Origin of the sequence: Arthrobacter sp. FW305-BF8 (genome assembly GCF_021789315.1) — a bacterium.
GTDB lineage: Bacteria > Actinomycetota > Actinomycetes > Actinomycetales > Micrococcaceae > Arthrobacter.
Genome location: NZ_CP084561.1, coordinates 1,773,093 through 1,786,129, shown reverse-complemented (window position 1 = coordinate 1,786,129; position 13,037 = coordinate 1,773,093). Strand labels below are relative to the sequence as shown.

The 13,037-nt window shown below is 67.4% G+C and carries 14 protein-coding genes; 9 read left to right on the top strand and 5 right to left on the bottom strand.

Annotated features, from left to right (window positions below):
• Positions 1-90: 90 nt before the first annotated feature.
• Positions 91-762: an SACE_7040 family transcriptional regulator gene (locus LFT45_RS07935; protein WP_272912792.1), complete on the top strand. Its 672-nt coding sequence runs from the start codon at positions 91-93 to the stop codon at positions 760-762.
• A 62-nt stretch (positions 763-824) separates the two neighbouring features.
• Here LFT45_RS07935 and LFT45_RS07930 read toward each other — a convergent pair whose 3' ends face one another.
• From LFT45_RS07930 to pdhA, 3 genes are read right to left on the bottom strand one after another with little or no spacing between them, the layout of a single operon-like run.
• Positions 825-2,177, bottom strand: coding sequence for a dihydrolipoamide acetyltransferase family protein (locus LFT45_RS07930; RefSeq protein WP_236807834.1), 1,353 nt, complete (start codon positions 2,175-2,177; stop codon positions 825-827).
• Complete coding sequence (locus LFT45_RS07925) at positions 2,174-3,184, bottom strand: alpha-ketoacid dehydrogenase subunit beta (protein WP_236807833.1); 1,011 nt, start codon at positions 3,182-3,184, stop codon at positions 2,174-2,176. The genes LFT45_RS07930 and LFT45_RS07925 overlap by 4 nt, the downstream gene beginning before the upstream one ends.
• Positions 3,184-4,359, bottom strand: coding sequence for a pyruvate dehydrogenase (acetyl-transferring) E1 component subunit alpha (pdhA, locus tag LFT45_RS07920; protein ID WP_442863606.1), 1,176 nt, complete (start codon positions 4,357-4,359; stop codon positions 3,184-3,186). Before pdhA ends, LFT45_RS07925 begins: the two co-directional genes overlap by 1 nt.
• Before the next feature lie 196 nt (positions 4,360-4,555).
• Between pdhA and LFT45_RS07915 the strand changes: the two genes are divergently transcribed.
• The 4 genes from LFT45_RS07915 to LFT45_RS07900 all read left to right on the top strand — a co-directional run bounded on the left by LFT45_RS07915 (position 4,556) and on the right by LFT45_RS07900 (position 6,935).
• The gene (locus tag LFT45_RS07915) at positions 4,556-5,029 is read left to right on the top strand and encodes an Lrp/AsnC family transcriptional regulator (protein ID WP_214850604.1); all 474 of its coding nucleotides are present in this window, start codon (positions 4,556-4,558) and stop codon (positions 5,027-5,029) included.
• Between the two features lie 158 nt (positions 5,030-5,187).
• On the top strand, positions 5,188-5,763 hold the full coding sequence (locus tag LFT45_RS07910; protein WP_236807832.1) for a hypothetical protein: 576 nt from the start codon (positions 5,188-5,190) through the stop codon (positions 5,761-5,763).
• Between the two features lie 145 nt (positions 5,764-5,908).
• Positions 5,909-6,313, top strand: a complete 405-nt coding sequence (locus LFT45_RS07905) for a DUF4383 domain-containing protein (protein WP_236807831.1) — start codon at positions 5,909-5,911, stop codon at positions 6,311-6,313.
• Positions 6,314-6,332: 19 nt separating this feature from the next.
• A complete protein-coding gene (locus tag LFT45_RS07900) occupies positions 6,333-6,935 on the top strand; it encodes a hypothetical protein (protein ID WP_236807830.1) in 603 nt (200 codons plus the stop codon).
• 120 nt (positions 6,936-7,055) lie between these two features.
• Here the strand turns inward: LFT45_RS07900 and LFT45_RS07895 are convergent, their stop codons facing one another.
• Entirely contained in the window at positions 7,056-8,672 is a 1,617-nt protein-coding gene (locus LFT45_RS07895) for a solute symporter family protein (protein WP_236807829.1), read from the bottom strand.
• Positions 8,669-9,064, bottom strand: a complete 396-nt coding sequence (locus LFT45_RS07890) for a DUF485 domain-containing protein (RefSeq protein ID WP_236807828.1) — start codon at positions 9,062-9,064, stop codon at positions 8,669-8,671. Before LFT45_RS07890 ends, LFT45_RS07895 begins: the two co-directional genes overlap by 4 nt.
• 162 nt (positions 9,065-9,226) lie before the next feature.
• Here LFT45_RS07890 and LFT45_RS07885 point away from each other — a divergent pair, with 162 nt between their 5' ends.
• Genes LFT45_RS07885 through LFT45_RS07870 form a run of 4 tightly spaced genes read left to right on the top strand, consistent with a single transcriptional unit; the run spans position 9,227 to position 13,036 of the window.
• Positions 9,227-10,423 carry a sensor histidine kinase gene (locus tag LFT45_RS07885; protein ID WP_236807827.1) on the top strand — a complete coding sequence of 399 codons (1,197 nt, stop codon included), beginning with the start codon at positions 9,227-9,229 and terminating at the stop codon, positions 10,421-10,423.
• A 60-nt stretch (positions 10,424-10,483) separates the two neighbouring features.
• A complete protein-coding gene (locus LFT45_RS07880; RefSeq protein ID WP_236807826.1) occupies positions 10,484-11,203 on the top strand; it encodes a LytR/AlgR family response regulator transcription factor in 720 nt (239 codons plus the stop codon).
• Positions 11,200-11,562 carry a hypothetical protein gene (locus LFT45_RS07875; RefSeq protein WP_236807825.1) on the top strand — a complete coding sequence of 121 codons (363 nt, stop codon included), beginning with the start codon at positions 11,200-11,202 and terminating at the stop codon, positions 11,560-11,562. The genes LFT45_RS07880 and LFT45_RS07875 overlap by 4 nt, the downstream gene beginning before the upstream one ends.
• A 7-nt stretch (positions 11,563-11,569) precedes the next feature.
• A complete protein-coding gene (locus tag LFT45_RS07870; RefSeq protein WP_236807824.1) occupies positions 11,570-13,036 on the top strand; it encodes a sodium/solute symporter in 1,467 nt (488 codons plus the stop codon).
• Position 13,037: the final 1 nt, after the last annotated feature.

Genomic DNA, 13,037 nt, shown 5'->3' with positions numbered 1-13,037 from the left:
TGCCTCGTAACTGAGATTAGGTTAGTCTCAAGTAACTGTGATGTCCAACACAGGATGTTGGTAAAGTTCTTTGGGTTCCGAGGAGGAAATGTGCCCACCACAGATCGAGAGCTCACCGCTCCCGGCCAGGCCGCAGCCGGCCGCGAGACAACCGGTCCGACGCAGCGCAGCCGGGCGAAGGAATCCCGCCGGCAGGCGCTCCTGTCCGCCGCGGCCACACTCTTCGCCGGCAACGGGTTCAACCGGGTCTCCCTCGAGGACCTCGGCGCAGCCGCAGGCGTGAGCGGACCCGCCGTGTACCGCCACTTCCCCGGAAAGCAGGCGGTGCTGGGCGCGCTGCTGCTCACCGTCAGCCAGGACCTGCTCGACGGCGGCCGCCACGTGGTTTCCGACGCCGCCGATCCCTCCGCGGCCCTCCACCGGCTGGTGGAGTTCCACGTGGACTTCGCCCTCAGCAACCCCGACGTGATTCGGGTGCAGGACAGGGATTTCAGCAATCTAACCAGCGAGGACCAGGCACAGGTACGCGCCCTGCAGCGCAGCTACGTGGAAGTGTGGGTGGACGTCCTCGCCCGCATCCATGGCACAACAGACACGGCCGACCTCCGCATGCGCGCCCACGCGACGTTCGGCCTGATCAACTCCACGCCGCACTCCGTCCGCAACCACGGCAGCCGGATGGCCATCAAGTCGGCGCGGCCGCTTCTGGAGAGCATGGCGCTGGCGGCCCTGCTGGTGACGGCCAGCCCGCTTTCCGACTGACCCTGCTGGCCGGTTGCCTGCCGCTCCAGCCCGGGCGGCAGGCAAACCTCTATGACTTGCGGCTAGGCCAGCGCGAAGGCCATGCCGGGATCCGCGAGCAGCGCACCTACGTCGGCCAGGAACCTGGACCCCTGCTCGCCATCCACCAGCCGGTGGTCGAAGGAGAGGCTCAGCGTCATGACCTGCCTCAGTGCGACTTGATCCTGGTACTCCCACGGAGTTTTCCGGACGGCGCCCATGGCGAGGATCGCGGCTTCCCCCGGGTTGAGGATGGGCGTTCCGGCGTCGATCCCGAAGACACCGATGTTGGTGATGGAGATGGTGCCGCCCGAGAGGTCCGCCGGGCTGGTCTTACCTGCCCTGGCGGTATCCGTCAGTTCTGCGAGCGCGGTGGACAAGTCGACGAGCGCCAGCCGGTCCGCATCCTTGATGTTGGGAACGGTGAGACCCCGCGGAGTTGCGGCCGCGATGCCGAGGTTCACGTAGTTGAACTGGACGATCTCCTGGTTGGCCTCATCCCACCTCGCATTCAGGCCGGGATTCCGCCGCAATGCGATCAGGACAGCCTTGGCCACGAGGGTCAGCGGCGTGAGCTTGTGGCCAGCGAAGGCCGTGCTTTCCTTGAGCCTGGCCAGCAACTCCATGGCCGGGGTGACGTCGACCGTGAGGAACTCCGTCACATGGGGTGCCGTAAAGGCGCTGCTGACCATGGCAGCGGCCGTGAACTTGCGGACACCCTTGATCGGTGTCCGCACCTCACGCTCGCCCTGTGCCCGCGCCGGCTGCAGTTCCTGCGCTGCCAACTCCTGGGCGGCCGCGGGAAGATCCCCGCCGCCCACGAAATTGCGCACATCGTCACGGGTAATCAGACCGCTGGGGCCGGTCCCCGGGACGCTCTCAAGATCGACTCCGAGGTCCTTGGCCAGCTTCCGGACGGGCGGCGTGGAACGTGGCCGCTCGGCTGTGTTGGTGTCCGGGGTCCCGGTGTCCGCAGGCCTGGTTTCGACAGGCTCAACCACCGGGGCGGGCTCAGCCAGCGTTCGCTGCCGTCGGACGGGATGGCCGGTGCTTTCGACGACGGCGCCGTACCCGACGAGGTTGGGTTCCCTCTTGGGAAGCGCCGGCTCAGCCGGAACGGCCGCGGCGCTCTGGTTACCGGCGTCGTCCTTAACCTCGAACGAGACAATCGGCTTGCCCACCTCCACGACGGTTCCCGGCTGTTCGTGCAGGGCGGTGATCACCCCCGCGAACGGTGAGGGCAGTTCCACCACTGCCTTGGCGGTCTCCACCTCGGCGATGATCTGGTTCAGGCTGACGGTGTCCCCGACCCCCACCTTCCAGCTGACAATTTCGGATTCGGTCAGTCCTTCGCCGAGATCGGGCAGCCGGAATTCCTTGATCATGGTGGCGGTCATCCTTCCAGCCCGCTCAGCGAATTCGGCCGGCCCAGCGCGCGGTCCACGCCGTCGAGGATCCGGTCCAGATCCGGAAGGTGGTGCATCTCCACCCTCGAATACGGGTACGGCACGTCGAACCCGGTGACGCGGACCGGTGCCGCCTCAAGGTGGTAGAAGCAGCGCTCGGTGATGCTGGCCGCAACCTCGGCACCGAGCCCGCCCGACTGCCCGGCCTCGTGGGTAATCACCAGCCTGCCCGTCTTGCGGACCGAGGCCTCCACGGTGGCGAAATCCACCGGAGCCAGCGACCGCAGGTCGATGACCTCAACCGAGACGCCCTCGTCCGCGGCTGCCGTGGCAGCGTCACGGGCCGTCTTCACGAGTGGCCCGTAGGCCACGAGTGTAACGTCGCTGCCGTCCGTGACCACCCGGGCCTGGCCCATCGGTGGGGCCGAAGTGGGATCAAGCGACTCGTCCACTTCGCCTTTGTCGTGGTAGCGGCGCTTGGGCTCGAAGAACACCACGGGGTCATCGCAGGAAATAGCCTGCTGGATCATGGTGTGGGCGTCCTGCGGGCTGGCCGGGGTGACCACCCGCAGGCCCGCCGTGTGGGCAAAGTAGGCCTCCGGTGATTCGGAGTGGTGCTCCGGCGATCCGATGCCGCCGCCGAACGGGATGCGGATGGTGATGGGCATTTTTACGGCGCCCCGGCTGCGGTAATGCATCTTGGCCACCTGGGACACGATCTGGTCGAACGCGGGATAGACGAAGCCGTCGAATTGGATTTCCACCACCGGCCGGTACCCGCGGTAGGCCAGGCCAACCGCGGTGCCCACAATGCCGGACTCGGCCAGGGGCGTGTCCACCACCCTGTGGTTGCCGAAGTCCTTCTGCAGTCCGTCGGTCACGCGGAAGACGCCGCCCAGGGTGCCGATGTCCTCGCCCATGAGGAGCACCTTGGGATCGTTGTCGAGGGATCTGCGGAGGCCTGAGTTTATTGCCCGCGCAAAGGTCATCTGCGTCATCAGCGTGCACCTTCTTCTTGTGTTGCCCCTTCAGGATCGCCGAAGGAGGCAAGGTAACGGGAGTAGTGGTCCTGCTGGCGGTCCAGCCAGGAGTTGGGGGTGCTGTACACGTGCTTGAAGACGTCAAGGGGTTCTGGATCGGGCATGCCGACGCAGCCGGCACGCAGCTCACGGGCGACGGCGTCTGCCTTGGTCCGCACGCCGGCTTCGAACTCCTCGGTGAATAGGCCCTTCCGGTCAAGCAGCGCATGGACCCGTCCAATCGGATCCTTGGCCGCCCAATCCTCGAGCTCATTGGGGTCGCGGTACCGGGTGGGATCATCCGCCGTCGTATGCGGGCCCATCCTGTAAGTGACTGCCTCGATGAAGGTGGGGCCGCCGCCCCGGCGGGCCCGGTCGAGGGCAACCCGCGTGGCTGCCATGACCGCCAGGACATCGTTGCCGTCAACCCGCATGCTGGGGATGCCGAATCCAGCCCCGCGGTCCACAAGCTGGGTGTGGGACTGGAGGCGCACCGGTTCGGAGATGGCCCAGTGGTTGTTTTGGCAGAAGAACACCAGGGGCACCTGGAAGCTGGCGGCGAAGACCATGGCCTCGTTGACGTCGCCCTCGCTTGTGGCACCGTCGCCGAAGTACACAATCGCCGCGGAGTCGGCACCGTCGTTTTGGATTCCCATGGCGTATCCGGTGGCATGCAGCGTCTGCGCGCCGATGACGATCTGCGGGATGGCCATGTTGACCGCGTACGGATCCCAGCCGCCGGAGGCAGCGCCGCGCCAGACACGCAGGATGTCCGGCAGGTCCACCCCGCGGCAGTAGGCCACGCCGTTTTCGCGGTAGCTGGGGAATATAAAGTCGTCATCCCGCAGGGACCGAACGGATCCCACCTGCGAGGCCTCCTGGCCCAGCAGCGGCGGCCAGAGGCCCAGTTCGCCCTGGCGCTGCAGCGCTGTTGCCTCTTTGTCGATCCGCCGGATCACCACCAGGTCTTCGTAGAGCGAGCACAATTGCTCGTCTGATACGTCCCTGACCCAGGGGTCATACTCCGGATGGCTGACGCGCTCCCCCGCGGGGGTGATCAGCTGGACCATGTTGTGGCCCGCGCCACCCTGGTGCCCTGCATTGTTGTCCTGGCCGGCGGCTGTTCCGCCCTGGCCCGCATCGTCTGTCACCACTGTTGCCGCAACCTTCTGACGTCGTGTAACCATCCCGCGGCAGGACTCGTGATACCGCCGCATTCCGGCCTCCCGGGCGCCTTTGCCCCGGTTAATTGTGACCATACTCACGATGTTCAAGTGGTACAACCACCGCGGCCAAAACTGAGCACAATGCACTGTTTGACTGCTTCAGACCGTGCTAGCCTTGCGCATTATGCAAGCTTTGGATGGCACAGACACCCGGCTGCTCTCCGCCCTGGCACAGGACCCGCGCCGCACCGTGGTGGCCCTGGCCCAGAAGCTCGGCCTCTCCCGCAACACGGTGCAGGCGCGGATGGCCCAGCTCGAGAAGAAGCATGCTTTCCTGTCGTTCGAGCGGCGCATCAATCCGGTGTCCCTGGGGTATCCGCTGATGGCTTTCATCTCGGTGCATGTCCAGCAGCAAAAGCTTGGCTCGCTCGCCGAGGAGCTGGCGGCCGTGCCTGAGATCCTCGAGGGCTACGGCCTGACCGGCTCAGCCGACCTGCTGCTGCGCGTGGTGGCACTGGACGCCGAAGACCTCTTCCGGATCAACGGGAAGATCCTGGCCTGCGACGGCGTCGAAAGGACCGACACCGCCCTGGCGATGGGTGAACTGATACCGTTCCGGATCCAGCCGCTACTTGACCGCAACTCGGCGGAAGACTGAGCGCACCTGTCCATCTGTAACGGCGGGAAAACCATCACGGCTTGGCGCTTCGATGCAAAAGCGCGCGGGCGCTATAGGCTAATCCACAAAGTGACCGGGCGCCGGCTGTGCCCCCGTTAGTCGGAGCGCCGCCAGTGCGGTGCCGGAAAGGCCCACCGTTGAGCAATCCCCCGCTCCCCCCACAGCAGCCCGGCCCCTACCAGCCCGGCGCGCAGCAGCCCGGCCCCTACCAGCCCAGACCACAGCAGCCCGGACGGCGGGCCCTTCCGCCTTCCCCGTTCGGCTTGCCGGGCCTGCCACCGGCCAAAAGCCGCAAGGGCCTCTGGATCGTGGTGGGCATTGTGGCAGGCGTGCTCCTGCTGGTAATCGTCGGCGTCCTGCTCCTGGTGAACCTGGTGGGCGGGTCCACCCGGCAGGCCGGCGACCTCGCGGACGACTTCACGAAGCTGGTCATCGCCGGCGACACGGACAAGGCCTACAACGACTACATGGACCCGAGCCTCAAGGAGCAGCTGAGTCGCGAGGAATTCGCGGCAGGCGTCAAGAGCCTCCAGCTGGACCCGTCCTGCACCACGGCCTACGACGACCTCAAAGTCAGCACCCAGAACGAGAACAACATTGCGGATGTCGCCGGGCTCATCAAATGCCAGGGCAAGGACATCGAGATGGTGTACCGCTTCGCCGGCAAGGACGAACTGAAGCTGGTCACCATCAAGCTCCGGCCAAAGGCGTGACCATCGCCTGACCGCGCACACATCCAAGCGCACACCCATCCAAGCGCGCACCGGAACCGAATCGCTTCCGGGAGTCCCAGCCGGGGCTCCGCAAATCTGGCCAGGGCTCCTGCCCCTGGCCGGCAAACCGGAAGGAATTTGGGCCATGCGCAACTCACCGAACCGTCTTATCGCCACTGTCTTCGGAGCCGTCTACCTGCTGGTGGGACTCGTCGGCTTCGCCGTGACGTCTGGAGCCGGCTTCTTCTCCACTGAAGGCTCCAACCTGATCATCTTCGAGGTCAACCCGCTGCACAACGTGATTCACCTCGCGATCGGCGCCGCCCTCCTTTACGCCGGAGTCAAGGATGTCCGGCTGGCGCGCACCATCAACACGGCGGTGGGTGCGGTGTACCTGCTCGTGGGCATCCTCGGTCTGTTCCTGCTCAGCTCGCCCCTGAACATCATTGCCCTCAACGGCGCGGACAATGTTCTCCACCTGGCGAGCGCGGTCCTGCTGCTCGGCGTCGGCCTGTCCCTGGACAAGGTCCCCGCCACGGCACGCGCCTAGAAGAGCCCGCGCCTGAAAGATGATGACCAGCCAGGCCATGGCGGCAGTTCCGGCAACGCAGGGAACGTACCGCCCCGATGCCGTCAGGCTCGTCGCCGGCTTTGCCGGGCTCGGCGCCGCAGCGGTCAACCTCGCCGTCGCCTCCAGCCTGTTCGCTGCCTCCGGCACCAACTTCCCCGGCAGGGTGGCCGTCGCCACGGCCGCCCTGCTCTGGGGTGGAGCCCTGCTGGGGTGGACGGTTGCCGGGCTGAGCAGGAACCGTTTCCCGGTGCCGCTAGCCTCCGCCCTCCTGCTGCCCGCGGCAGCCGCCGCGCACGTGGCGGCCATTGTCCTCGGCGCGGGGAGCGGCATGGCCGGCCTGGGTATCAGCCACCTCGCCGCCCTGCTGCTGACCCTCATGATCCTCGCGGCCACGTCATGGCTCGGCCGCAGGTCCCCCAGTCTTCCCGGCGGTTCCGGTCAGGACGCATCGGGCCGCCTGGGTGCGGGGCCACTGATCGCCGCAGCCTTCGCCGGTGCACTGCTGGTTGCCGCCATCACGACGCCGGGACTCGCCGCATCGACGGCGGGCGAGTTCGCGGTGCCGCACGGTGAACACACCGGGGGCCACCACTCGCCCTGAACCACAGCCTTTTTGCGCACGACGGGCCCAGCCCGAGGGCGGCAGGCACGGCAGGAGCCCCCGCGTGGCGCGCGAGGGCTCCTGCTTGCTGGGTCGGGAGTCTGAGCGAACGGAAGGCTGCTAGTGTTCCACGGCCTTCTCGGCGCCAACCCCGGTCAGCGACCGGACTTCCATCTCGGCCTGCTTGCTGCGGTCCTCCTGCCTCTTGTCCAGGACCGTGCCGAGCCAGCCCAGCAGGAAGGCCAGCGGGATGGACACGATGCCCGGGTTGCTCAGCGGGAAGATGGCGAAGTTAGCGCCCTTGATCATGGAGGTCGCGCCGCCGGACACCACGGGCGAGAGCGCAATCAGGATGATGGCGGATGCGAGCCCGCCGTACATGCTCCAGACCGCACCCTGTGTGGTGAACCGGCGCCAGAACAGGGAGTAGATGATGGTGGGCAGGTTGGCGGAGGCGGCCACGGCGAACGCCAGCGCCACCAGGAAGGCCACGTTCTGGCCGTTGGCAAAGATCCCGCCCAGGATGGCGAGGATGCCAATCACAATGACAGTGCGGCGGGCCACCTTAACTTCGGTGTCGGCGTCGGCCTTTCCCTTGGCGATGACGTTGGCATAGATGTCGTGGGCGAACGAGGCGGCGGCGGTAATCGTGAGCCCGGCAACCACGGCGAGGATCGTGGCGAACGCCACGGCCGAGATGAAGCCCAGCAGCAACGGGCCGCCCAGGTGGAAGGCCAGCAGCGGCGCTGCCGAGTTGACGCCGCCGGGGGCGCCCTTGATGGTGTCGGCCCCTACCAGGGCAGCGGCGCCATAGCCGAGGACCAGGGTGAAGATGTAGAACAGCCCGATCAGCCAAATGGACCACACCACGGACTTGCGGGCCTCCTTGGCAGTGGGCACCGTGTAGAAGCGCATCAACACGTGCGGCAGGGCTGCCGTCCCCAGCACCAGGGCCAGGGCCAGGGACATGAAGTCCAGCTTGGACGTTTCGGTCTTGCCGTACTGCAGGCCGGGGTTGAGCACGGCAGGGTTGCTTGCCGCGTCAACCGCACCGCCCAGCAGGCTGGAAAGGTTGAACCCGTAGATGGCCAGGACCCAGAGCGTCATGACGGCGGCACCGGCGATGAGCAGGCAGGCCTTGATGATCTGCACCCAGGTAGTTCCCTTCATTCCGCCGATCAGTACATACATGATCATCAGGGCCCCGACGACGATGATCACCAGGGCCTGTCCGCCCCAGTCGCTGATGCCCAGCAGCAGCGAGATCAGGCTTCCGGCGCCGGCCATCTGGGCCAGGAGGTAGAAGAAACAGACTGCAAGCGTGGAGATGGCAGCTGCGATGCGGACCGGGCGCTGCCGAAGGCGGAACGACAGGACGTCGGCCATGGTGTACTTGCCCGTGTTCCGGAGCAGCTCCGCCACCAGCAGGAGAGCCACGAGCCATGCGACCAGGAAGCCAATGGAGTACATGAACCCGTCGTAGCCGTTGATGGCGATGGCGCCGGTGATGCCCAGGAAGGAGGCCGCCGACAGGTAATCGCCCGCGATGGCGGTGCCGTTCTGCGAACCCGTGAAGGAACGCCCGGCGGCATAGTAATCGGCGGCCGTCTTGTTGTTCCGGCTGGCCCGGAGAACGATGACCATGGTGACGGCGACGAACAGGGCGAAGATTCCCATGTTCAGCAACGTGGTGTCCTTGAGTGCGGCGACGTCAACCGCTGCGGGTATGGTGATCATTTTGCTTCACCGCTTACTGAACGGCCCGGCGTGCTGCTGGCGGACTTGTCATACTCGTGGCCTTCGATGCCGTGCCGGATGTCCGCGGCGATCGGGTCCAGGCGCCGGTTTGAGTAGCTGACGTACCAGCCGGTGATGGCGAAGGTGGTCACGAACTGCAGCAGCCCCATGATGATGCCGACATTGATGTTGCCCCACACCTTGGTGGACATGAAGTCCACGGCGTAGGCGGCAAGGATGACGTACGCGAAGTACCAGAGCAGAAACGCGATGGCCATGGGGAACACAAAGCTGCGGTGGCGCTTGCGCAGTTCCTTGAACTGCTGCGTGGCCTGGACTTCCTCGAAGTCCGCGGCCGCCGCCGCGGCCGGGGTTCGGGCATCGTTACCCATCATTCCTCCTCGTTGAGACTGAATCGCACACGGCCGCACTGCACCAGCCAATGTGACTGCCATCACTGTGCGCCGAGGAGGGGCCGATACGCCAGTGGTTTCGCGCTCCCGTCGGTCAACGGCGGCGCTACTGCGCCAAACGGCACGCGCTACGCTGGCAGCATGCCGGACTCCCCTCTCTATTCCGCGGCCGCCATGGCCGTCATCGCGCTCGCGGTGGCCGTCGTCGTCGCCGTCGGACTCAAGGTGCTGCGCTCCTTCCGGGAGCTGGGGACCGACGCCGAGCGGGCCACCTACAACACCCTCCACGCCGCGTCGAAAGCCGGACGGCATCTGCGGACGGGTTTGAACCCCGCGGGTGCCGCCAAGGCAAGCCGCCAGCTGAGGGCCCTGCTTGGCTGTGACGCGCTGGCCATTCTGGACGTATCCGGCGTGCTGGCCTGGGACGGGACCGCCGAGGAGCTGCGTCCGGGTCTGATGGCGCTGGCCGCGGACGTGCTCTCGAGCGGCAGGACCCAGGTGTTCAACGCCGCCGACCTGCAGCTCCACTCCCCCAAGTCCGGGTCCGTCGGCGCCGCCGTCGTGGCCCCCGTCCGGTCCGGCGCGCGCGTGGTGGGAGCCGTGGCGGCCTTCGCGCCCCAGGCGGGCGCAGGGCTGGTGCGCGCCACCACGGAAGTGGCCGACTGGGTGGCCGCACAGGTGGAGCTGGCCGAGCTGGACGCCTCCCGGACGCTCCTGATGGAGGCGGAGGTACGGGCCCTCCGCGCCCAGATCAGCCCGCACTTCATCTACAACTCGCTCAACGCCATCGCCTCCTTCATCAACACCGATCCGGCCCGGGCGCGCGAACTCGTGGTGGAGTTCGCAGACTTCACCCGGTACTCGTTCCGGCGGCACGGGGACTTCACCACGCTGGCCGAGGAGCTGCGGTGCATCGACAGGTACCTGCTGCTGGAGCGGGCTCGGTTCGGCGAGCGGGTGCAGGTCAGCCTGCGGGTCGCCCCGGAGGTGCTGAGCACGGTGATCCCGTTCTTGAGCCTGCAGCCGCTCGTCGAGAATGCGGTCCGGCACGGCCTGGAGGCGAAGGAGGGGCCGGGCCACATCACCATCTCAGCCAACGACTCGGGTGCGTTCGCGGAGGTCACCATCGAGGACGACGGCGTGGGCATGGACCCGGTGCAGCTGCAGTCCATGCTGGCCGGCCATGTGGACGGTGATCACGTGGGCCTGCGGAACGTCGACGCCCGGCTCCGGCAGGTGTACGGCGACGACCACGGCCTGGTAATCGAGACGGCTCCCGGCGAGGGCACGCTCATCACCATGCGGGTCCCGAAGTCGCAGCCGGACCATGATGCCTGAAACTGCTGGCGCCGGAGGTTCTAACCCGGAAGCGGCGGGTCCGAAAGATAACCTAGGAGCATGATTAACGTTCTCGTCGCCGACGACGAACTGCCCGCAGTTGAGGAGCTTGCCTTCCTCCTGGGCCGTGATGAGAGGATCGGCGCCATCCTGCGCGCCTCCTCGGGCGCCGAGGCGCTGCGGGTCCTGGACGCTGAGGCGGTGGACGCCGTCTTCCTGGACATCCACATGCCGGCGGTATCCGGCCTGGACATCGCCCGGGCCATTTCCCGCAGCCGCCGGCCGCCCGCCGTCGTGTTCGTGACAGCTGACGAGGACTGCGCGCTGGAGGCCTTCGAGCTTGCGGCCGTCGATTATCTCCTGAAGCCCGTTCGGGCCGAGCGGCTGGCCCGCTCCGTTGGCCGGATCAGTGAACTGATCCGCGACGGCGGTGCCACGCCGGAAATGATCACCGTGGACCAGGGCGGCACCACCAGGATGATCCGGCGCGACGACGTCACCTACGTCCAGGCGCAGGGCGACTACGCCCGGCTCCACACCGCCGATGCCAGCTACCTGATCAGGGTTCCCCTCGCCGACCTGGAACAGCAGTGGGCGGACGCAGGCTTCATCCGCACCCACCGGTCCTATCTGGTGGCCCTCGCCCATGTCTCACACCTCAAGCTCGCCGCGGTCCGCCCGAGCGTCTCCGTCGAGGACGCGGAACTGCCGATCAGCCGGCGGCACCTGCCGGCCGTCCGCGAGAAGCTTGAGGCAACCCGGATCCGGCCGCAGGCATGACGCGGGTCAGGGTCACGGCGCCCCGTTCGGCCTCCCGCATGCCGGCCGACTCCTCGGCCGAGCCGCGCGAGTCCGCCGAGGAGTCGGCCGTCGGCCAGGTGTTCGTCCGCTCGCTGATCCGCTCCCAGCTCCGGCTTGCCCTGGTGGTGGCCGGCGGCTTCCTGCTGATCCTCGGCGCGTTTCCGCTGCTGCTTGCCGCCATACCGGGCCTGGCGCAGACCCGGGTTGCCGGGATCCCGTTCGACTGGCTCCTGCTGGGCGCCGGGATCTACCCGGTCACCGGGATCAGCGCCTGGTTGTATATCCGCAGCGCGGCGCGGAACGAAGCCCGTTACCGCGACCTCGCAGGGAACAGGTGATCCTGCGGTGAACCCGGCAGTGGGCATCGCGGCGGTGGCCGCCGTTTCCGTGGCGACGGCGGTGATCGGCTTCTACGGACTGCGGATCTCCCGCACCACCGGGGACTTCTATGTTGCCTCCCGGACCGTGCCGCCCTGGTGGAACGCGTCGGCCATCGGCGGAGAGTATCTTTCCGCCGCGAGTTTCCTGGGCGTGGCCGGCCTGATCCTGCTGTCCGGCACGGATGCCCTGTGGTACCCCGTTGGCTACACCGCCGGGTACCTGATGCTTCTGCTGTTCGTGGCCGCGCCGCTCCGGCGTTCCGGCGCCTACACCATCCCCGATTTCACTGAAGCCCGGCTCGACTCGCGGGCCGTGCGCCGTGTCACCAGCCTTGCCGTGGTCATTGTGGGCTGGCTCTACATCGTCCCGCAGCTGCACGGCGCTGCCCTGACCATCCGGACCACCACCGGACTGCCGTCCTGGGCCGGTTCGACCGCCGTCGTGGTGGTGGTGTGCCTCACCGTGGTGGCTGGCGGCATGCGCTCCATCACCTTCGTCCAGGCCTTTCAGTTTTGGCTGAAGCTCACGGCACTGGCCGTGCCCCTCATCTTCATTTTGCTGGTGCTGGCGGAGGATGGCGGTCCCGCCCTGCCGGCAGTGGCCACGAACCCGGGCGGGGCGAATCCGGCCAGCCCCTACCAGAGCATCTCGCTGCTCGTGGCCCTGCTGTTCGGAACGCTGGGACTGCCGCACGTCCTGGTCCGCTTCTACACCAACCCCGACGGGCAATCGGCGCGCCGGACCACGCTGATCGTGCTGGGCCTGCTGTCTGTGTTCTATCTGTTTCCGACGGCGTACGGACTGGCCGGGCGCCTGTTCGCCCCGGACCTGGCACGGGCGGGGCAGGCGGATGCCCTGGTGCTGCTGCTTCCGGGCCGCCTCGTCGGGGGCCCGGCCGGAGAGCTGCTGTCCGCGCTCGTCGTGGCGGGGGCCTTCGCCGCGTTCCTGTCCACAACATCGGGGCTCGTCGTCTCGCTGGCCGGTGTGATCAGCCAGGACGTGCTGGGCGGCAGCGTGCGCGGCTTCCGGGTGGCGGCCCTGGTCTCGATCACCGTTCCGCTGGGCCTGGCGCTCATGACGGACTCGCTGGCCCTCGCCGGGAGCGTGGGCCTGGTGTTCGCCTTTACGGCGTCCACCATTTGTCCGGTCCTGCTGCTCGGCATCTGGTGGCGCGGCCTGACCGACGCCGGGGCCATCGCGGGGATGGTGACCGGCGGTCTGCTGTGCGGCGGCGCCATGGTGGCGGGCACACTGCTGGGGGTGGCGGGAACGCCGCCGTGGCTGGCGCAGCCCGCAGCCTGGACGGTACCGGCAGCCTTCACCGTGATGGTGCTGGCGTCGCGTGCCACCAGTTCCCGGGTGCCGCGGACCATCACCAGGGTGATGACCCGGCTCCACACGCCCGAGCGGCCGCTGGCCACGGAGCGCTGAG